Below are 20,662 nucleotides of genomic sequence, written 5' to 3' on the forward strand. Positions count from 1 at the left end.
CCGCCACCGGTCTCCGGTGGCGGGGCGCCGTCGTGTCGGATCGGCGTGCGGTCAGCCCGCGGCCTCCAGGCAGGGTTCCGGGTGGTGCGGTTCCAGGAACTCGAGCCGGTTGCCGACGGGGTCGGTCGAGAAGAAGCGGCGGTATCCGGGCAGGTCGTCGTCCCAGACGACCTCGGCCCCGTGCTCGCGCAGGCGGCGCGCGTACGCCTCGATGTCGGTGACCCGCAGTCCCGGGTGGGCCTTGCGGGCGGGCCGGAAGTCCTCCTCGACACCCAGGTGGAGCTGTACGGCGCCGGCGGCGAACCAGCAGCCGCCCCGGCCGGCGAGAACGGGCGGTTTGGGCAGTTCGGACATGCCGAGGGCGTCGGAGTAGTACGCCCGGAGCAGGTCTTCGGCGCCGGGTGGTGCGGCGAGTTGGACGTGGTCGACGGCGGTGAGCACGGTCAGGCCTCCTTGCGGGCGACGGCGAAGATGCGGCGGAACGGGAAGACGGTGCCCTGCGGGCCGGGCGGGTAGGCCTCGCGCAGCGCCTCGCGGTATTCGTCGAGGAACAGGTCCACGGCGGCCCGGTCCTCGCCGAGCCGGGTGAGCACGGGGCGCAGGGCGGTGCCCTTGACCCAGTCGAGCACCGGATCGGTCCCGGTCAGCAGCTGATGGTAGGTGGTCTCCCAGACGTCGGCGGAGCAGCCGAGTTCGATCAATCGGGCGAGATATTCGGCGGGTTCCAGCAGATGGACGTAGTGCGCGCCGTGGCCGGCGAGGCGGTCGCGCCAGCGCGGGGTGTCGCAGAGTTCGGCGAGGAGGCGGTGGCTGGGGGCCGTGAAGTTGCCGGGGACCTGGAAGGCGAGGGTGCCACCGGGCCGTAGTCCGTTGATCCAGGGGCCGAAGGAGCCCGGGTGGCCGGGCACCCACTGGAGGGCGGCGTTGGAGACGATCAGGTCGTACGTCTCCTCGGGGAGCCAGTGCGCGAGGTCGCCGTGGCGGAAGTCGAGCCGGCCGCCGCCGATGGTGGGACCGGCGTACTCCTCGCCGGCGCGGCGGAGCATCTCCGGGGAGAGGTCGAAGCCGGTGATCCGGGCTTCGGGCCAGCGTTCGGCGATCAGTGCGGTGACGTTGCCGGGGCCACAGCCCAGGTCGGCGATCCGGGCCGGGCGGGTGGGCAGCTCGGGTATGCGGTTCAGCAGGTCCAGGAAGGGCCGGGCGCGGTGCCCGGCGTGGCGCAGGTACTGCCGGGGATCCCAGGTCGGTGCGGAGGGGGAGCCGGGGGCGGGGGTCCGGGCCGGCGCGGTGTCGGAATGCATGGGTGAGCCTCCCTGCTGGGTGGGGCGATCGGAAGCGGAAGCGGTTCCGGCCCCTCCCTTCCCATCGTCACCCCATTTATATCTTGACGTCAAGAGACATGGTTGCAAGATATCCAGGCTTGAGATTCTCGAACTGAAGAGACTTCACATCGACAGACCCCTTACACTGATCGACATGGAGGACGAGGTCGATCGACTGGTCGCGGCATGGCGGCGAGAGCGCCCTGACCTCGACGTGGAACCGCTTGAGGTCCTGAGTCGCGTGAGCAGGCTCGCGCGTCACCTCGATCGCGCCCGCAGGCTCGCCTTCTCCGAGCACGGCCTGGAGCCGTGGGAGTTCGACGTACTGACCTCGTTGCGGCGCGCGGGCGCGCCCTACCAGCTCTCCCCCGGCCAGCTCCTGACGCAGACCCTCGTCACCTCGGGCACCATGACCAACCGCATCGACCGGCTCGCCAAGAAGGGCCTCGTCGAGCGACTGCCCGACCCCAACGACCGGCGCGGCGTCCTGGTCCGGCTCACCGCCGAGGGGCGTGACCGCGCGGACCAGTCGCTCGCCGGCCTGCTGGCCCAGGAGCGGGCGATCCTCGCCCAGCTCTCCCAGGGCCAGCGCGGTGACCTCGCCGGACTGCTACGCCGGTTGACCGCTCCGTTCGACAACATCCCCGGCTAGTTCGGCCGGTCGCACGCCTGCCCGCCGGGCCAGGGCCACCGCCGCCAGCGTGGAGTGCACCCCCAGTTTGCCCAGCACGTTCTGCATGTGGGTGCGGACGGTGTGCGGGGACAGGAACAGCCGCGCGGCCACGTCCTTGCGACCCAGCCCGGCGACCATGCAGCGCAGCACCTCGTGCTCGCGCGGTGTGAGGGACTCCACCAGGCGTTCGCTGTCCGTGCGGTGCTTGCGGGCCGCCGTCAGCTCACGGAGCACTCCGGTCAGCAGCGCCGGCGGCAGGTGCGTCTCCTCGCGGAGCACCCCTCGGATCACGGCCAGCAGCCGCGACAGCGAGCAGTCCTTCGCCACCCAGCCGGAGGCCCCGGCCTGGAGCGCCAGCGCGGCCCGGCGGGGGTCGTCGCGCTCGGCGAGGACCACCGTGCGCACCCCCGGGTGGGCCACCCGGACGTTCGCGACGAGTGCGATGCCGTCCGCGCCGGGCCCGGGCGCGGGCGGACCGGAGCCCGGTTCGCGCTGCGTGGGCACGGCTCCGACGGCGGCGCCGAGGTCGGCGTCCACCAGCAGGACGTCGAAGCGACGGCCCTCGGCCGCCGCGCGTTCGAGGCAGCGCGAGGCGGCCGGACCGCTGCCCGCCGCGGACACGTCCACGTCGGGCTCGGCCGCGAGCGCGGCTGCGAGAGATTCGGCGAAGATGCGGTGATCGTCGACCACGAGAACCCGGATACGAACCACAAAACCCCCAAGGGTCGGGGAACGGACGACGGCGGGTACGGCGCCCGGACCGGGTGATCCGCAGTCGCCGCGGCCGCCGCCGAGACATCTCTGCACTACCCAGACCGGACGTCGTACCCGACTTGTCTCGACCCCTGAATCAACACCGGCCCCCACCGGCGTCACGCTCAGCGTAGGGCCGGCACGGTCTCGCGGTTGGCCGAATAGCAGAAGTTTTTCGAGCGATTTTCCGGCGGGGTCGTCCAGAACAGCTCCGGCCGTGGCTTGTTTTCGACCATCGGGTCGCTTCGGAATCGGCTTTCCACACGGGCTCGTGCCACGGGCAGTTGCACGGGGTGCGTTCCACCCCGCTCGCGCACGCCGGGCGCCCGCGCGGAGCGCCCGTACACGGCGCCCGCCCGCACGCGCGCACGCCCCCCGCGCCGGGAAGGCGCGAGGGGCGTGGACCACGCGGACGGACGGGAGCGGTGCCGGTCGCGGGTCACCCGTCGCCGGTCGCCCGTCACCCGTCACCCGTCACCCGTCACCCGTCGTCGGTCAGGAACGCTGCGCGCGGGCGAAGTTCCAGGCGTCCGTGACGATGTTGGTGAGGTCCGAGCGGGTCGGGGTCCACCCCAGCCGCTCGCGGGCCGTGCGCGCCGAGGCCACCAGGACCGCCGGGTCGCCCGGGCGGCGCGGGGCGACGACCGCGGGGACCTCGCGGCCGGTGACCCGGCGGACGGTGTCGACGACCTCGCGGACGGAGAACCCCTTGCCGTTGCCGAGGTTGCAGATCAGGTGCTCGCCCTCGGTGGCGACGCGCAGGGCCGCGAGATGGGCCTCGGCCAGGTCCGCGACGTGGATGTAGTCGCGTACGCAGGTGCCGTCGGGGGTCGGGTAGTCCTCGCCGTACACCGCGATCGACTCGCGTTCGCCGAGGGCGACCTGGAGGACCAGCGGGATCAGGTGGGTCTCGGGGTCGTGGCGCTCGCCGAGCCCCCGGTAGGCGCCCGCCACGTTGAAGTAGCGCAGTGAGACCGCGGCGAGGCCGTGGGCGACGCACTCGCCCGCGATCATGTGGTCGACGGCCAGCTTCGAGGCGCCGTACGGATTGCCGGGAGCCGTCAGGGAGGCCTCGGTCAGCGGGCCGTCGACCGGCTCGCCGTAGGTGGCGGCGGTGGAGGAGAAGACCAGCCTGCGCACGCCGGCGTCGCGCATCGCGGTCATCAGGGCGAGGGTGCCGCCCACGTTGTTGTCCCAGTACTTGCCGGGGTCGGCGACGGATTCCGCGACCTGTGAGGAGGCCGCGAAGTGCAGGACGGCGTCGAAGGACGGGTCCAGGTACTCGGCGGCGTCCTGGATCCGCCCGTTGATCAGGGTGGCGCCCGCCGGGACGCCCTCTCCGAAGCCGGTGGACAGGTTGTCGAGGATCGTGACCTCGTGGCCCGCCTCCAGCAGGTGGGCGGCCACGACGCTGCCCACGTATCCGGCTCCACCTGTGACCAGGTACTTGCTCACTCGTCTGTCGCCTCTCGCCGGGAAGGCACGCGGGAACACGTGCCGCCCCCCGGCTTACCCGATCCGAGCGCTCAGGGGAAAGCGCCGCCCGTCCCTCAATCGCGTTCGAAGGGCGGGGAGATGGATCGCACCGGTGGGACCGCCCGGTCCAGCAGGCCGGTACGGGCGGCCAGCGCGGCGGCCTCCAACCGGGAGCCCACGCCCAGTTTCATCAGCACCCGCTGCACGTGCGTGCGGGCGGTGCTCGGCGCGATGGCCATGCCCGCCGCGATGAGCCGGGTGTCCTCGCCCTCCGCGACCCGGACGAGCACCTCGATCTCGCGGGGGGTGAGCAGCCGCAGCAATCGGCTTCCCTCGTCGTCGGGTTGGGCGGCGGGGTTGAGCAACTCCCCGAACGCTCCCTGGAGCAGCTGCGGCGAGATCGCGACCTCCCCCGCCCGCGCCTTGGCGAGGGCCCGTTCCACGCCCTCGATGCGCTCGTCGTGGCGTACGTATCCGCAGGCGCCGGCGGCGAAGGCGGCGGCGATCCCGCGCGGGCTCGGCACCGGTCCGAGGACCACGACGGCGATCTGGGGGCGCTCCCGCTTGATGCGGACGACGGGCTCGAAGACCCCGGGCTCGGCGGGGACCGCGGTGCCGAAGAGACAGACCTCCGGGGACCGGTTGATGACCAGTTCGGCCGCGCCGACGGCCGGCGCGGCCGCGGCGAGCACCCGGTGGCCGCGCAGTTTCAGGGCCGAGGCGAGCGCCTCGGCCAGCAGCCGGTGCTCGTCGACCACCATGACCCGTACGCCCATGAGGGCACCCTCCCCCGCTCCTCTGCCCCGGCAAGCTACACGCTTGTTCGACGGGGCGTCCTCGTTACCGCGCAGAAGCCCCCGGAAGGGCGGACCTTCCGGGGGCTTCGGGGTGTCGCGGTGGCGGGATCAGCTCGCGCTGAAGGACACGAACAGGTAGTCCGGGTCGCCGCCGGAGCGCGGCTTGCTCACCGATCGGCGCGAGATGAAGAGCTTCCCGTCGTGGTAGCGGTACTCGGAGAACTCCGGCGAGAAGTCACCGGTCTCGGCGCGCTGGGTCTCCTTGTCCGCCGGGTTCTCCATGAGGAGGGTTTCCTTCATCGTCGTGCCGTCGATGCTGACGATCTGGCCGCCCTTGTCGTACGGGGGCTCCTTGTAGGCGATGACGTTCGACCCGTCCATGCGCAGCGGGTAGAGCTGGTACTTCTCACCCGCGTCGGCGCGGTCGCTGGTCTGCTTGCCGGTCTCCAGGTCGAAGGAGAGCAGCTCGTTGGTGCGGCCGTAGGAGGACTGGCCCTGGTGCTCGTAGGAGGGCAGGTAGAGCTTGCCGTTGCCGACGAGCATGCCGGTGCACTTCTCGACCTCGGTGCTGCCGCACTTGCCGGCGAAGTTGCCGGAGTTCAGCGGGATGCGGGCCTTCAGCTCTCCCTTGGGGTCGATGACGAAGAGGTCGCTGACGCCGGTGGCGTTCTTGGCGGTCTTGCCGACGTCGGCGCCGACGATCAGGGGCTTCGTGGACACGATGGAAGCCCACTCGATGCCCTCGGAGAGCTTGTACGAGGAGGTGGGAGCACCGGTGGCCGGGTCGAGGGCCTGGGCGATCAGGTTCCGCTCGGCGCCGCTGCCGCACTTGCGCATGACGGCGAGGGCCTCGCCGCCCGCGTAGCCGTAGTCGTAGCAGCCTTCGGCGTCGACCTTGGGGGTCCACAGGGACTTGCCGTCGGCGAGGTTCCAGGCCGCACCGCCGTTGGTTCCGCCGGCGGCGACGGTCTGGCCGCTGAGGGTGACCTCGTCGAAGGAGGCGGGCCTGTCGCCGGAGGTGGCGCCCTTGACGTTGCCGGACCACAGGAGCTTGCCCGCGTTCAGGTCGATGACGCCGACCTGGGTGCAGGGCGGGTACTTGCTCTCCGCCGTCGGCTGGGTGGGCCGGAAGAGGATGGCCGACTTGTTGTCGCTGACGTGGTGGGTGGCGGCGCAGATCTCCCCGGGAAGGGGCACCTCCCACTTCTTGCCGCCGTCGACGAGGTTGTAGCCGACGATCTTGCCGATGTCCGACTTGACGTACGTGGTGTCGGTGATCCAGGAACCCGGGACCTGGACGGTGTCGGTCGGCGTCGGGCTCGGCAGGTTCAGCAGCACCTTGGACTTGGGGTTGCCGGGGGCCTTCTCCTTGCCGCCCGCGCCGACCGCCGCCTTGTCGTCGCCCGGGCTCCCGGTCGGGTCGCCCTTCGCGGTGGGCGTGGAGCCGCCGTCGTCGCCGGAGACGTACCAGAAGCCGCCGCCGATGATGAGGACGATGGCGAGCAGGGCCGCACCGACGATCATCAGCTGGTTGCGCTGGTCACGGTTGCCGCCGGGGGCGCCGCCGGACGGGACGGAGGCCGCGTACATGGGGGCGGTGGGGTGGCCGAAGGCGGGCGGCGGAGTGCCGGCGCCGGGCTGCTGCGGGTAGCCGTACGCGGGTGCGCCGGGCGGCTGTTGCGGGTAGCCGTACGAGGGCGCGCCGGGCGGCTGCTGCGGGACCGGCGGCGGGGTGGACGGCAGTGGCGGGGTGGAGAACCCGCCGGGCGGGGGGTCCTGCGGGGCGCCGAAGCCGCCGGACGGCGGCCGGTTGGGGGGCGGCGGGGTGCTCATGGGGTGCCATTGCCTCTCGGTGGGGGGCTCGGTGGGCGGCTCGGTGGGTTCGTTCACTTGCCGAAGACCATCAGGAGCTTCTCGTCCTTGCCCTTGGCGAGCAGGCGGGTCACGGAGATGTACAGACGTCCGTCGACGTAGTCGATCCTCGGGTTGTAGAAGGAGTTCTCGACAGCGGACGCGGGCCCGGACGGGTTGCGCAGGGTCGCGGCGGGTTCGCCGCCGCCGGCGGGATAGGTGAGGATCTCGCCGCCCTTGTCCTGCTCCGCGGCGCGGTAGGCGACCAGTTGTCCGTTCACGGCCTTCACGGGGGTGAGGGTCCGCTTCTCGCCGGCCGGGGCGCGCCACTTCACCTTGCCGGTGCCGAGGTCGAAGGCGACGAGTTCGTTGCCCGTGCCGGCGGCCGGGGTGGTCGGCAGGTAGAGGGTGTTGGAGTCGACCACGGCGCCGCGGCACACCTCGACGGATCCGAAGAGGCTGCCCCCGCACTTGTTGGCGAAACTGCCCTCGCCGGTGACGCTGGTGCGCTGCTTCCCGTCGGGTCCGAGGACCACGATGGCGCGTTCCTTCTTGTCCTTGTCGCTGATGTCGAGGACGAGCGGGTCCAGCGAGTAGACGCTGGTCACGTCGTGGTTCTTGGGAAGTCGGTAGTTCCAGGTCGCCTTGCCGGTGACCGGGTCGGCGTCGTGGACCTCGACGGTGTGGTCGTCGTCGTAACAGGTCGCGATGGCGATCATCCTGTTGTTGCCGGCGATGTAGCTCCCGGGCTTGCATCCCTCGGCCTGGGCGCTGCCGAAGAGCTTGTCGCCGGTGCTGACCTTGAAGGCGCTCGCGGTGGTGGACCGGTTGACGCCGACGGTGTCCCCGGTGATCGACAGGGTGGGGCTGGTCATGATGTCGAACAGGCCCTCCTTGGGCACCGCCTTCGTCCACCCCGCCTTGCCCGTCTTGAGGTCGACCAGTCGCATCTGGTTGCAGATGGACCTGTCCGACTCGCCGTCCTTGAACATGACGACGGTCTTGCCGTCGGTGGTGGTGTCGGGGGTGACGCCGCACAGTTCGGTGGGGAAGGACAGCGTCCACTTCTCCTTGCCGTCCGCGACGGCGAAGCCCGTGAGGGACTTCCACACGCTCTTGACGACGGTGTCGCCGACGATCCACTGACCGTTCGCCGCGACGCCGGCCCCGGGTCCGTCCACCTTGCTGTTCTTGAGCCAGAGGACCTTGTCCTCGCCCTGCTTGCGGCCGGCGTTGAGGTCCTCCTGGTCACCGCTGCCGTTGCCGCTGCCGTCGCCCTTGTCCACGGAGGCCGAGACGGAGGGCTTGGCGTCGGCGGGCGTCGAGGCCTGCGCGACGGGCTTCCCGGCCTCGTCGTCCCCCTTGCCGAAGACGAACCAGGCGCCGGTGCCGAGGACGAGCACGCCCGCGACGGACGCCGCGATGACGATCAGCAGCTTCTGCCGGCGCTGCCCGCCGGGGCCCGCGGGGCCGCCCGGCGGCGGGCCGGGCGGCATGGGCGGCGGGTATCCGTAGCCGGGGTGCGCCTGTTGCTGCGGGACGGTCGGCGGCTGTTGGGCGTACGGGTTCGCGCCTTGGGGCGGGAACCCGTAGCCGGGCTGCGGCGGGCCCGGGAGGTGTCCGTAACCGGAAGGTGTGGGTGGCTGGTTCGGCGGCTGGGGCGGCTCGGTCATCAGCGCATACCTTCGGCGTCAGGAGGTCAGGGAGGGTGGAGGATGCCCTTTCTATCACTGACACCGTTCTTGTGCCGGGCCGGTCCGGCCCCTGTTCCCAAGGGCGGACCGGCCTGTGACTCGGCCGTTATCGGGCCGGTCGGCGTGGCTGGAAGACGACGATCACGCGTCTTCGGCGAGTTCCAACCAGCGCATCTCCAAATCGTCCCGCTCGGAGATGAGTTCGCGCAGCTCGGCGTCGAGCTTGGCGACCTTGTCGTAGTCGGTGGAGTTCTCGGCGATCTGCGCGTGCAGGTTCGACTCGCGGTCCGACATCTTGTTGAGCTGCCGCTCGATCTTCTGGAGTTCCTTCTTGGCCGCGCGGGAATCGCCGGAGGCCGTCGACTTCGCGGCGGCCGGGGCGGGCGCCGGGGCCGCGGCGTCGATCATCCGCTTCCGGCGCTCCAGGTACTCGTCGAGGCCGCGCGGCAGCATGCGCAGGCTCGCGTCCCCGAGCAGGGCCATCACCGTGTCGGTGGTGCGCTCGATGAAGAACCGGTCGTGGGAGATCACGATCATCGAGCCGGGCCAGCCGTCGAGGAGGTCCTCCAGCTGCGTCAGGGTCTCGATGTCGAGGTCGTTGGTGGGCTCGTCGAGGAAGAGGACGTTGGGCTCGTCCATCAGCAGGCGCAGGATCTGCAGCCGGCGCCGCTCACCGCCGGACAGGTCGCCGACGGGCGTCCACTGCTTCTCCTTGGTGAAGCCGAACTGCTCGCAGAGCTGTCCCGCCGTCATCTCGCGGCCCTTGCCGAGGTCGACACGGTCGCGGACCCGCTGGACCGCCTCCAGGACGCGCAGCGACGGGTCGAGTTCGCCGACCTCCTGGGAGAGGTAGGCGAGCCTGACGGTCTTGCCTACGGTGACGGTGCCGGCGGCGGGCTGGGTCTCGCCCTGGGTGCGGGCGGCCTCGGCGAGGGCGCGCAGCAGGGAGGTCTTGCCGGCGCCGTTGACGCCGACCAGGCCGACGCGGTCGCCGGGGCCGAGGTGCCAGGTCAGGTGCTTGAGCAGCGTCTTGGGCCCGGCCTGGACGGTGACGTCCTCCAGGTCGAACACGGTCTTGCCGAGGCGTGCGTTGGCGAACTTCATCAGCTCGGAGGTGTCGCGCGGCGGCGGCACGTCGGCGATGAGCTCGTTGGCGGCCTCGATGCGGTAGCGGGGCTTGGAGGTGCGGGCGGGGGCGCCGCGGCGCAGCCAGGCCAGCTCCTTGCGCATCAGGTTCTGCCGCTTGGACTCCTCGGTGGCGGCGATGCGGTCGCGCTCCGCGCGGGCGAAGACGTAGTCGCTGTAGCCGCCCTCGTACTCGTGGACGTCGCCGCGCTGCACGTCCCACATGCGGGTGCAGACCTGGTCGAGGAACCACCGGTCGTGGGTGACGCAGACGAGTGCGGAGCGGCGTTCCTGGAGGTGGCGGGCCAGCCAGGAGATGCCCTCGACGTCGAGGTGGTTGGTGGGCTCGTCGAGTACGAGGAGGTCCTGGTCCGCGATGAGCAGTTGGGCGAGGGCGATGCGCCGGCGCTCGCCGCCGGAGAGCGGGCCGATGACGGTGTCCAGGCCCTGGCCGAAGCCGGGCAGGTCCAGGCCGCCGAAGAGGCCGGTCAGCACGTCGCGGATCTTGGCGTTGCCGGCCCACTCGTGGTCGGCCATGTCCCCGATGATCTCGTGCCGGACGGTGGCCGAGGGGTCCAGCGAGTCGTGCTGGGTGAGGACGCCCATGCGCAGTCCGCCGTTCTGGGTGACCCGACCGGTGTCGGGTTCCTCCAGCTTGGCGAGCATCCGGATGAGGGTGGTCTTGCCGTCGCCGTTGCGGCCGACGACACCGATCCGGTCCCCCTCGGACACGCCGAGGGAGATGCCGTCGAGCAGGGCACGGGTTCCGTACACCTTGCCGACTGCCTCGACATTGACCAGATTGACGGCCATCAGACGCGCTCCAGGGAAGGGGTGTGGATCAGCCCCTCAGCCTAACCCTCCGGGGGGAGGCGGACCGTTCCACCAGGAGCCACCCGCCGAGCGCCATCGCGATGGCGGCGGGCGCGGTGACCGGAAGGGCGATCAGGGTGGCGCTGTGGCCCTCCAGCAGCCCCCCGAGGCCGGTCGTCGACAGGCCGAGGATCCCGAGGAGGCAGAGGGTGATCCCCAGGGCGGCGCGGGGCCCGGATCCGGGGCGGGCGCCGCCGCGCACGGGCGCCTCGAAGCGTCGGAAGGCGGCGACGAGCACGCCGGTCAGCGCGGCGGCGAGGAGCAGGCGGACGGGGACCTGCGCCCACCAGGCGGCGCCGGCGGGCTCGGGGAGCGTGAGGCCGAGGCCGATCTGGGCGGCGTACACGGCCAGCATGGCGGTGAGGTGCCAGAGGAAGGCGGTCATGGCGATCCCGTTGGCGGCGACGACGCCCCGCCAGACGCGGGGCCGGGCCACCCAGGCGGCGGCGGGCCGGGCGAGGAGCTGCACGGCGCCGACCAGCCACATGCCGTGGCAGAGCAGGGCCAGGGTGGGCGGAGCCATGTTGGACACCTTCTCGCCGGGCATCCCGACCATGGAGAGCGGGTACGGCCCGTACGCGACGAGGAGCGCGGCTCCCGCGAGGCCGGCGGCGGCGAGGACGGCGGGGCGGGTGAGTCGCCCGTCGGCGCGCAGGAAGCCGAGCTGGTGCACGGCGAGCCAGACGAAGGCGAAGTTCAGGAACTCGACGTAGGGGACGCCGAGCGCGAAGCGCAGCACGTCGGTGAGGGCGGCGGCGCCGGCGAGGCCGGCGAAGGCGGCCCAGCCGCGGCGCTCGTGCAGCTTCAGCAACGGCGGGGTGAAGGCGACCATGGCGAGGTAGATCCCGATGAACCACAGCGGTTGCGTCACCAGCCGCAGCGCGGCGCCGGCGAGCGGCCCCCGGTCGGCGCCGGCGAGTTGCACGACGAGGGCGCAGGCGGTCCACACGCCGACGAAGACGAGGGTGGGGCGCAGCAGCCGCTGGAGCCGGGCGCGCAGGAAGGAGGCGTAGACCGGGCCGTCCGTCGTGCGGGTGAGGGAGCGGTACGAGAGGGCGTGCGAGAAGCCGCCGACGAAGAAGAACACGGGCATCACCTGGAACGCCCAGGTGAGCGGCTGGAGGTCGGGCACGACCCCGAGCAGGTTCCCCATGCCGTCGGGGCCGACGGCGGCCATCAGCCAGTGCCCGAGGACCACGGTCGCGAGCGAGGCGACCCGCAACAGGTCGACGTACCGGTCCCGAGTGGCGGGCGTGGCCGCGGCCATTTCGCTTGCGGTGACTGTCATGGGGCCACGGTCGCCCGCCGCACGGGGGCCCCGACAGAGTGCGGGTACTCATGTCCGGTCTGGGTACCGCCCCGCCGCCGGGGCCGGGGAACGGCCGCGCCGGCGGGGCGGGGCCGGTCAGAGCAGGGTCGCGCCGGGGGCCGGGGAGGAGGCCACGCGGGTGGCGCGGCAGAGCCCGGAGGCGTCGAGGACGGCGGCGACCTCGACCGCCGCCTCGGGGTCGCGGACCAGGAACGCCGTCGTGGGCCCGGAGCCGGAGACCAGCGCGGCGAGCGCCCCGGCCCCGGTGCCGGCGGCGAGGACGGACGCGAGCTGCGGGCGCAGTGACAGGGCGGCGGGCTGGAGGTCGTTGACCAGGGTGGGGGCGAGGGCGTCGGGGTCGCCGGAGGCCAGGGCGGCCAGCAGTGCCGGGGACGCCTGGGGGGCGGGGACGTCGCGGCCTGCGGCGAGCCGGTCGAACTCCCGGAAGACGGCCGGGGTGGAGAGTCCGCCGTCCGCGACGGCGAAGACCCAGTGGAAGGTGCCGGCGGGGACGGGGGTGAGGATCTCGCCCCGTCCGGTGCCCAGCGCGGCGCCGCCGACCAGGCTGAACGGCACGTCGCTGCCGAGTTCCGCGCAGATGTCGAGGAGTTCGGTCATCGGGGTGTTCAGGCCCCAGAGGGCGTCGCAGGCCACCAGGGCGGCGGCGCCGTCGGCGCTGCCGCCGGCCATGCCGCCCGCGACGGGGATGTTCTTCGCGATGTGCAGGTGCACGTCCGGGGAGAGCCCGGCCCGCCCGGCCAGGATCTCGGCGGCGCGTGCGGCGAGGTTGGTGCGGTCCAGGGGCACCTGGTCGGCGTCGGGTCCCTCGCAGGTCACCTTGGTCCCGGCGGCCGGGGTCGCGGTGACCTCGTCGTACAGGGACACGGCCAGGAAGACGTTGGCGAGGTCGTGGAAGCCGTCGGGTCGGGCGGCGCCGACCGCCAGTTGGACGTTGACCTTCGCGGGGACCCGTACGGTGACGGGCCCGGCCGGGGAGTCGGTCGCCCGCGCGGCCGGGTACTCGGTCGCGTGCTCGCTCACAGTGCGGGCCTCTGCGCGGCGGGCTTGTTCTCGGCGATGGCCGCGAACTCCTCGACCGTCAGGGACTCCCCGCGGGCCTGCGGGGAGATGCCGGCGGCGACCAGGGCGGCCTCGGCGCCCGCCGCCGAGCCGGCCCAGCCGGCCAGCGCGGCGCGCAGGGTCTTGCGGCGCTGCGCGAAGGCGGCGTCCACGACGGCGAAGACCTCGGCCTTGGAGGCGGTCGTCTTGATCGGTTCGGCGCGCCGGACCAGCGAGACGAGTCCGGAGTCGACGTTCGGCGCGGGCCAGAAGACCTTGCGGCCGATGGAGCCCGCGCGCTTGACGTGGGCGTACCAGTTGGCCTTGACGGAGGGCACTCCGTACACCTTGTTGCCGGGCTCGGCGGCGAGCCGGTCGGCGACCTCCGCCTGCACCATGACGAGGGTCCGCTCGATGGTCGGGAACCGGTCGAGCATGGTCAACAGCACCGGGACCGCCACGTTGTAGGGCAGGTTCGCGACGAGCGCGGTCGGCGCCGGACCGGGCAGCTCGGTGACGAGCATCGCGTCGGAGTGCACGAGGGAGAAGCGGTCCTTGCGGGCCGGCATCCGTGCCTCGATGGTGGCGGGCAGGGCGGCGGCCAGGATGTCGTCGATCTCGACGGCGACGACCCGGTCGGCGGCCTCCAGCAGCGCGAGCGTCAGCGAGCCCAGGCCCGGGCCGACCTCGACGACCACGTCGTCGGGGCGCACCTCGGCGGTGCGGACGATCCGACGGACCGTGTTGGCGTCGATGACGAAGTTCTGACCCTTCTGCTTCGTCGGCCGGACGCCGAGTACGGCGGCCAGCTCCCGGATGTCGGCCGGGCCGAGAAGGGCGTCGGGGGTCGTGCTCTCGGGCTGCTGCTCTGCGGTGCTCACCGGTAAAGCCTACGGCCGCAGTGGGGCCACGGAGTCGCCCCCCGCTGCACGTAGAGCTTCTTGGCCCGGTACGTCTGCTCCGTCCCCGGCGCGTCCTGCGGGCGTCCGCTGCCGCCGAGGGCCTGCCAGGTCCGTACGTCGAACTGGTACAGCCCTCCGTAGGTCCCCGACGGGTCGGTGGCGTCCGGCCGGCCGCCGGACTCGCACCGGGCCAGCGCCCCCCAGTCGAGGCCGTCGGCCCCGGCGACGGAGTCGGGCAGGACCTTCGTGCCGACCTTCACGAGCCGGTTGACGGGTGCGCGGACGATCTCGTCGGCGAGCCGGCGGGGCGGCCGGCGGACCCCGTTGACGGTGCGCAGGCCGTAGGTGACCCGGCGGGTCCCGGGCCGGCCGACCCGTTCGACGACCTCGGTGCCGGCGAACAGGTCGTCGTCCCTGACCCACTCGATCTCGTACGGGATGCGCTCCTCGCGGACCTCGCGGGTACCGGTGATGCGCAGGACGGTCACGATCTGGCCGTCGCGCGGGAAGTCGGTCGGCGGGACGGAGGTGCTGTCCTGGCCGTGCAGGCTGATGCCGGCCTCGTCGAGGGCCTCCTGGACGGTGGCGGCGTTGGTGCGGACGGTGGTCTCGCGGCCGTCGGCCAGGAAGGTGACGCCGCGTTCCGTACGGACGTCGAGGGTGAGGCCGCTGCGCGGCACGGGGGTGGTGCGGGGGGCGGAGAGGTGGGCGCCCTCGACGCGGATGCCGAGCCGGCGCAGCGCGCCCTCGACGGTGCGGGAGGTGGTCCACACCTGGCTGCGTTGGCCGTCGAGGGTGAGGCGCAGGGGTCGCCCGTAGCGGACGACGACGTCCTCGCCGTCGTCGAGGGCGCTGCCGCGGGCCGGGGCGACGAGGTCGTGGGGGCCGACTCCGAGGCCTTCCGCGGCGAGGAGTTCATCGACCCCGTCGGCGAAGGTGTGCAGGGACCTCGGGACTCCGTCGACGGTGAGCCGAACCGATTTGTCTGCGGCGACGAACGCGGTGGTGCCGCCGGCGAGGAAGGCGACGACGAGCGCCTGCGGGACGATCCGCCGCCAGGTGTCGGCCGCGGTGCCGGTGGAGCGGCGGGACCGGGACCGGGCGGGGGCGGACTCCACGAGCGTGGGGGTCGGGCCCGCACCCGCCGGACCCTGTCCCACCGTTCCCGCGCCGGTGGGGACGGTGGTGGGGAGCGGTCGCCTGCGGCGGCCGGCGGCCGGCTCCTCCGGTGCCTCGGGGGCGGCGACCGCTCCCCGGCGCCGCCCCGAGCCGGGGGCCGCCGGGATCCCCAGGGTGCCCGGGGCTCCGGTGTACCCCGTCGGGGCGAGCCCGGGCCCGGTGTCCGGGCGGCGTCGGCGTCCCGGGCCGGCGGGCTCCTCGACCGGCGGCCCGTGGGGCGACAGGAGCGTGTCGGCGCCCGGGTCGTACCCCCGGGACCACCCGGGCTCGCGGGGGTTGCGGCGGCGCGCGGCCCTCGGCGCGGGCACACCGGACACGGGCACCGCGGGGAGGGTGGCGGCGTCCGGGCGGGCCACCGCGTCGGCGGGGCCGGGATCCGCGCCGGGCGCGCGTCGCGCCGGCTCGGGCCACACCGGTTCGGGATCTCGTTCCGTGACGCGCGCGGCCCCCGGCGGCCCCGACGGCCCCGGATCCCAGGACTCCGGCACCGCCCCGGCCGGGGTCGGGGGCGCCGGGTACGCCTCCGGGACGGGACCGACGGGACCGCCGCCACGGCGGTGACTGCCCTGGGTATCGCTCACGACGCTCGCTCCACTGGTCCGGCCCCGCTGGTTCGGGCAGGGCACCCTAACGGGAACGACCGTCACGCACCAAAGTCGTTCGGTTACGCAGCGTGTCAGGCGAACGGGTGTGTCAGAGCGACGGGTTCGTCAGAGCGGCGCGCTTGTCAGAGCGCGGCGCCGGGGCTCGGCGGGACGTAGTCGAAGGCGCGCGCCGTGTTGGCGGCCAGGGCGGTCGCCATGGCGTCCTCGTCGAGGCCCCGGACGGCCGCCATGGCCCGCACGGTGACCGGGATCAGGTACGGGGCGTTGGGTCGGCCGCGGTAGGGCGCCGGGGTGAGGTACGGGGCGTCGGTCTCCACGAGCACCAGTTCCAGCGGGGCCACGGCGAGGGCCTCGCGCAGCGGGGCGGCGTTCTTGAAGGTGACGGTGCCGGCGAAGGACATGTAGTAGCCGGCGGCGGCGCACTCGCGGGCCATCTCGGCGTCCCCCGAGTAGCAGTGGAAGACGGTGCGTTCGGGCGCGCCCTCCTCGCGCAGGATGCGCAGCACGTCGGCGTGGGCCTCGCGGTCGTGGATGACCAGGGCCTTGCCCCGGCGCTTGGCGATCTCGATGTGGGCGCGGAAGGAGCGCTCCTGCGCCGCCATGCCCTCGGGGCCGGTGCGGAAGAAGTCGAGGCCGGTCTCGCCGACCGCCTTCACGTGGTCGAGCGCCGCGAGGGCCTCGATCTCGGCGAGCGCCTCGTCGAGGGCGCCGTCGCCGCCGCCGGCCCGGGCTCCCTGCCGGGACCAGCCGTCCGGATCGCCGTGAACGATGCGGGGGGCCTCGTTCGGGTGGAGGGCGACGGCCGCGTGGACGTTCGCGTACGCGGCGGCGGTCTCGGCGGCCCAGCGCGAGCCCTTCACGTCGCAGCCCACCTGCACGACGGTGGTCACGCCCACCGAGGCGGCCTTGGCAAGGCCCTCCTCGACGGTGCCCGACTGCATGTCCAGGTGGGTGTGGGAATCGGCGACCGCCACCCGCAGCGGTTCGGGCGGCGGGGGCGGTGCGTCGTTGGCGGTACGGCTCATACGGCCGATCCTATGACCGGGGCTCCGGGACGCCTCCCCGCGTCCCGTGCGGGAGCGGGCTCAGGACCGGCGGAACCGCCGCGTCAGCCGGGCCAGCAGTCCCGGGCGCCCCTCCCCTTCGGTCCCGGGCACCGACCCCGGGGCGGCGTGCGCCCGGGGCGACTTGCGGGGCTTGGGGGTGCGCGGGGTGTTCGCCCCGGCCGGGACGGGTCCGGCGATGCCGGGCGCCACGGGGTGGTGGTAGAGCCGGTCGAGCGTGCCGAGCACCGACTTGACCTGACCCTCGCGCATGATGCGGACCACGTGGCCGCCGCAGTTCACGCACGTCGGGTTGGAGAGCGGGGACGGGACCCGTTCGCCCTGCACCGTGTAGACGATGACGGGCCGGCCCTCGGCGTCGACGTGGTGCTCTATCTCGTAGCCCTGCTCCCAGCCGTATCCGCACTTCATGCAGGCGAACGAGTACGCCTCGTGCACGGTCGGGACGTCGCGCTTCAAGGGCGCGGGGACGACGGGGGATTCGACGGTGGCGGCGACGACGGGTCCGGGTACCGGGGTGTCTGCGATCTCGGTCATGCCAGCTCCTCTGTTCCACTGGTGCATAGCCAGTGGACGCCTCTGGAGGCGGGAGCGCATCAGGCCCTGTCGACTGTTGGACGGCCTTTGGCCGAGTCATGCCCAAAGTGCCCGATACACGGCCTGAGCTTTGCTTTTCAGGCCCGGTCTTTTCCGATTCCGGGCACCTTTTGTGCCGCGTTCTTTGCCGCGACGACCGCGTCGAAAACGTCCCGCTTGGGTACGCCCGCCTCGGCGGCGACGGCGGCGATGGCCTCCTTGCGACGCTCCCCCGCCTCCTCTCGCACCCGCACCCTGCGCACCAGCTCCTCGTCGTCCACGTCGCCGGGGCCGGCGGCCGGGGCGCCCTCGACGACGACCGTGATCTCCCCGCGCACGCCCTCGGCGGCCCACTCCGCCAGCTCGCCGAGCCCGCCGCGCTTGACCTCCTCGTACGTCTTGGTCAGTTCGCGGCAGACGGCGGCCCGCCGGTCGGCGCCGAAGACCTCGGCCATGGCGGCCAGGGTGTCGTCGAGCCGGTGGGGCGCCTCGAAGTAGACGAGGGTGCGGCGCTCCGACTCGACCTCGCGCAACCGGCCGAGGCGCTCGCCGGCCTTGCGCGGCAGGAAGCCCTCGAAGCAGAACCGGTCCACGGGCAATCCGGACAGGGCGAGCGCGGTCAGCACGGCGGAGGGCCCCGGCACGGCGGTGACCTTGATGTCCTTCTCCACGGCGGCGGCGACCAGCCGGTAGCCGGGGTCGGACACCGAGGGCATGCCGGCGTCGGTGACCAACAACACGCGCTTGCCGGCCTCCAGGGCCTCGACCAGCTCGGGTGTGCGCGCGGACTCGTTGCCCTCGAAGTACGACAGGACGCGCCCGGTGGTGTGCACCCCGAGCCCCTGGGTCAGCCTCCGCAGCCGCCGGGTGTCCTCGGCGGCGACCACGTCGGCCCGCTCCAGCTCGGCCCCGAGCCGGGGAGGGGCGTCGGCGAGATCGCCGATCGGGGTGCCGGCGAGCACGAGCACACCGGTGGAAGGGGAGGTATCGGCGCCGCGGGGCTGGTCAGTCGTCACCCGCCCATCCTCTCAGGAGCCCCAGCCGGCACGCCCCGGGCCGCCCCGGCGCTGGGGTTCCCGCGGACGCGTTCCCTACGATGACCCGGTGACCAGTACCGCGACGCCGCCGCCCAGCCCCGCGGGGGCCCCGCCCGCCCCCTCGGACGGACGCGACTCCGAGCCCGAGCCGTCCGTCTGGCTCCGCCGTCTGCGGGGCTTCGGCTACGCGCCGCGGACCCCGGACGCGGACGTCCGCACCCGCCTCGTGCCCCCGTACGCCCGCCCCTCCGCACAGTTGTGGACGGCGCTCGGCGTGCCGGCCGCGGCGGCGGTCACCTGGCAGCGGGTCCTGGCGTGGGTCGGACCGCTGCTGGTGGCCCTGGTCGCCGGGGTGCTGCGGTTCGTGCACCTGGGCAGCCCCAAGGCGGTGATATTCGACGAGACGTACTACGCCAAGGACGCCTGGGCCACGATCCGGCAGGGCTACGAGGCGAGTTGGCCCAAGGACATCGACAAGTCGATCCTGTCCGACCCGGACGGGGTGGCGTTGCCGCTGGACCCGGGCTACGTCGTGCACCCGCCGGTCGGCAAATGGGTGATCGGCATCGGCGAGTGGATGTTCGGCTTCGATCCGTTCGGCTGGCGGTTCATGACCGCCGTGCTCGGCACGCTGTCCGTGCTGATGCTGTGCCGGATCGGCCGCCGGCTCTTCCGCTCCACCTTCCTGGGCTGCCTGGCGGGCGCGCTGCTGGCGGTGGACGGCCTGCACCTGGTGATGAGCCGCACGGCCCTCCTCGACCTGGTGCTGATGTTCTTCGTCCTGGCCGCCTTCGGGGCGCTGGTCGTCGACCGGGACAAGGCCCGGGCGAAACTCGCGGCGGCGCTCCCCGTGGACGAGGACGGGCGCACCCGTCCCGACCTCGCCGTCGCGGAGACACTGCGGCTGGGTTGGCGCCCGTACCGGATCCTGGCGGGCGTCTGCCTGGGCCTGGCGTTCGGCACCAAGTGGAACGGCCTGGTGATCCTGGCCTTCTTCGGGATCCTGACCGTGCTGTGGGACGCGGCCGCGCGCCGCACCGCCGGCGCGGGCGCCCCGTACGCGGCGATGCTGCGCAAGGACGCGCTGCCCGGCTTCCTCTCCACGGTGCCGGTGGCCATCGGCGTGTACCTGGCGTCGTGGACGGGCTGGATCCTCAGCCCCGACAACGGCAAGGGCGGCTACTTCCGCGACTGGGCCGCCAAGAACGACCAACACAGCTCGCTGTCCTTCCTGCCCGAATGGCTGCGGAGCCTGTGGCACTACGAGACCGAGGTCTACAAGTTCCACGTGGGCCTGACCTCGGGCCACACCTACGAGTCGAACCCGTGGAGCTGGCTCGTGCTCGGCCGGCCCGTCTCGTACTTCTACGAGTCCCCCGCACCCGGCACGGACGGCTGCCCGGCCACGGAGACCGCCAAGTGCGCCCGCGAGGTACTGGCCCTGGGCACACCCCTGCTCTGGTGGGCCGGCTGCTTCGCGCTGCTGTACGTCCTGTGGCGGTGGCTGTTCCGCCGCGACTGGCGGGCGGGCGCCATCACGTGCGCGCTGGCCGCCGGCCTGCTGCCCTGGTTCAACTACCAGGAGCGGACCATCTTCTTCTTCTACGCGGTGGTCTTCGTCCCGTACCTGTGCCTGGCCGTGGCGATGATGATCGGCGCGATGCTCGGCCCGGCGGGCTCCTCGGAACGCCGCCGCGCGATCGGCGCGATCGGCGCGGGCGTACTCGTCCTGCTGATCATCTGGAACTTCATCTACTTCTGGCCCATCTACACGGGCCAGTCCCTCCCGATGGACTCCTGGCGCGGCCGCATGTGGCTGGACACCTGGGTCTAGCAGCACAATCCGCGGGCCCGGCACCGGGAGGTGCCGGGCCCTCGGCATGTCGCGGGGCTCATCCCCGCGGCGTGCGGGGGCAGAACGGGGTCTGGCTGGAGGACTTCGCGCACGAGGGGCCATCCCCGCACGTGCGGGGAGCAGCGGGGGACACCAGCACCGTGGCCTGGTTCCTGGGGGCCATCCCCGCACGTGCGGGGAGCAGGCTTGCTGAGCTGGGACGGTATCCGGCTCGGCTGTCGCTTTGCAGCACTTTCGCCGATTCCGGCATACCGGGAGAACCCCATGGAACTCCCGGACCGGCATCCGGCCCGGCCGGGCCCCGTCGCATGGGGCGGAGCGCCGGGCGGACGGGCGACCCGACGGCCGCCCGCACCGGCACCGCCGAGGCGCCCGGTGCCGCGCCCATCGTCAACGCTCCGGCCCGGGCGCCCCGTTCGGCGTGTGACGGGGGGCACGTTCCGGTCCGGTAACAACGCGCGCAACACGCGCTCGCTCAGCGTAATGTCCACACCAGGGGTTCTTGAACATGT

General features: G+C 73.0%; 17 protein-coding genes. 2 read left to right on the top strand and 15 right to left on the bottom strand.

Annotation, left to right across the window (positions count from 1 at the left end):
- Window positions 1-51 precede the first annotated feature (51 nt).
- Both ACQEVM_RS31190 and ACQEVM_RS31195 read right to left on the bottom strand, forming a co-directional pair.
- On the bottom strand, window positions 52-441 hold the full coding sequence (locus ACQEVM_RS31190) for a VOC family protein (protein ID WP_267796223.1): 390 nt from the start codon (window positions 439-441) through the stop codon (window positions 52-54).
- Between the two features lie 2 nt (window positions 442-443).
- The gene (locus ACQEVM_RS31195; RefSeq protein ID WP_433084522.1) at window positions 444-1,301 is read right to left on the bottom strand and encodes a trans-aconitate 2-methyltransferase; all 858 of its coding nucleotides are present in this window, start codon (window positions 1,299-1,301) and stop codon (window positions 444-446) included.
- A 175-nt stretch (window positions 1,302-1,476) separates the two neighbouring features.
- Between ACQEVM_RS31195 and ACQEVM_RS31200 the strand changes: the two genes are divergently transcribed.
- Window positions 1,477-1,974: a MarR family winged helix-turn-helix transcriptional regulator gene (locus ACQEVM_RS31200; protein WP_053679498.1), complete on the top strand. Its 498-nt coding sequence runs from the start codon at window positions 1,477-1,479 to the stop codon at window positions 1,972-1,974.
- Here the strand turns inward: ACQEVM_RS31200 and ACQEVM_RS31205 are convergent.
- The 13 genes from ACQEVM_RS31205 to rsmI form a co-directional block, all read right to left on the bottom strand.
- Entirely contained in the window at window positions 1,933-2,706 is a 774-nt protein-coding gene (locus ACQEVM_RS31205) for a LuxR C-terminal-related transcriptional regulator (RefSeq protein ID WP_433084526.1), read from the bottom strand. The genes ACQEVM_RS31200 and ACQEVM_RS31205 overlap by 42 nt on opposite strands.
- A gap of 537 nt (window positions 2,707-3,243) precedes the next feature.
- Complete coding sequence (gene galE / locus ACQEVM_RS31210; protein WP_433084528.1) at window positions 3,244-4,203, bottom strand: UDP-glucose 4-epimerase GalE; 960 nt, start codon at window positions 4,201-4,203, stop codon at window positions 3,244-3,246.
- A gap of 95 nt (window positions 4,204-4,298) precedes the next feature.
- The gene (locus tag ACQEVM_RS31215; protein ID WP_433084530.1) at window positions 4,299-5,000 is read right to left on the bottom strand and encodes a response regulator transcription factor; all 702 of its coding nucleotides are present in this window, start codon (window positions 4,998-5,000) and stop codon (window positions 4,299-4,301) included.
- Window positions 5,001-5,129: 129 nt separating this feature from the next.
- Entirely contained in the window at window positions 5,130-6,854 is a 1,725-nt protein-coding gene (locus ACQEVM_RS31220) for a PQQ-binding-like beta-propeller repeat protein (protein ID WP_433084532.1), read from the bottom strand.
- 53 nt (window positions 6,855-6,907) lie between these two features.
- A complete protein-coding gene (locus ACQEVM_RS31225) occupies window positions 6,908-8,545 on the bottom strand; it encodes a PQQ-binding-like beta-propeller repeat protein (protein ID WP_433084534.1) in 1,638 nt (545 codons plus the stop codon).
- A 162-nt stretch (window positions 8,546-8,707) separates the two neighbouring features.
- On the bottom strand, window positions 8,708-10,504 hold the full coding sequence (locus ACQEVM_RS31230) for an ABC-F family ATP-binding cassette domain-containing protein (protein ID WP_433084536.1): 1,797 nt from the start codon (window positions 10,502-10,504) through the stop codon (window positions 8,708-8,710).
- A 28-nt stretch (window positions 10,505-10,532) separates the two neighbouring features.
- Complete coding sequence (locus ACQEVM_RS31235; protein WP_433084538.1) at window positions 10,533-11,852, bottom strand: acyltransferase family protein; 1,320 nt, start codon at window positions 11,850-11,852, stop codon at window positions 10,533-10,535.
- A gap of 117 nt (window positions 11,853-11,969) precedes the next feature.
- The gene (locus ACQEVM_RS31240; RefSeq protein ID WP_433084540.1) at window positions 11,970-12,914 is read right to left on the bottom strand and encodes a 4-(cytidine 5'-diphospho)-2-C-methyl-D-erythritol kinase; all 945 of its coding nucleotides are present in this window, start codon (window positions 12,912-12,914) and stop codon (window positions 11,970-11,972) included.
- Entirely contained in the window at window positions 12,911-13,813 is a 903-nt protein-coding gene (gene rsmA, locus ACQEVM_RS31245; protein ID WP_433084542.1) for a 16S rRNA (adenine(1518)-N(6)/adenine(1519)-N(6))-dimethyltransferase RsmA, read from the bottom strand. Before rsmA ends, ACQEVM_RS31240 begins: the two co-directional genes overlap by 4 nt.
- Entirely contained in the window at window positions 13,810-15,120 is a 1,311-nt protein-coding gene (locus ACQEVM_RS31250; protein ID WP_433085495.1) for a ubiquitin-like domain-containing protein, read from the bottom strand. Before ACQEVM_RS31250 ends, rsmA begins: the two co-directional genes overlap by 4 nt.
- 620 nt (window positions 15,121-15,740) lie before the next feature.
- The gene (locus ACQEVM_RS31255; RefSeq protein ID WP_433084544.1) at window positions 15,741-16,643 is read right to left on the bottom strand and encodes a TatD family hydrolase; all 903 of its coding nucleotides are present in this window, start codon (window positions 16,641-16,643) and stop codon (window positions 15,741-15,743) included.
- Window positions 16,644-16,703: 60 nt separating this feature from the next.
- On the bottom strand, window positions 16,704-17,219 hold the full coding sequence (locus ACQEVM_RS31260) for a hypothetical protein (protein ID WP_433084546.1): 516 nt from the start codon (window positions 17,217-17,219) through the stop codon (window positions 16,704-16,706).
- Window positions 17,220-17,356: 137 nt separating this feature from the next.
- A complete protein-coding gene (rsmI, locus tag ACQEVM_RS31265; RefSeq protein WP_433084548.1) occupies window positions 17,357-18,274 on the bottom strand; it encodes a 16S rRNA (cytidine(1402)-2'-O)-methyltransferase in 918 nt (305 codons plus the stop codon).
- Window positions 18,275-18,362: 88 nt separating this feature from the next.
- Between rsmI and ACQEVM_RS31270 the strand changes: the two genes are divergently transcribed.
- Complete coding sequence (locus ACQEVM_RS31270; RefSeq protein WP_433084550.1) at window positions 18,363-20,129, top strand: dolichyl-phosphate-mannose--protein mannosyltransferase; 1,767 nt, start codon at window positions 18,363-18,365, stop codon at window positions 20,127-20,129.
- Window positions 20,130-20,662: the final 533 nt, after the last annotated feature.

Origin of the sequence: Streptomyces sp. CA-243310 (assembly GCF_050936775.1) — a bacterium.
Taxonomy (GTDB): Bacteria; Actinomycetota; Actinomycetes; order Streptomycetales; family Streptomycetaceae; genus Streptomyces.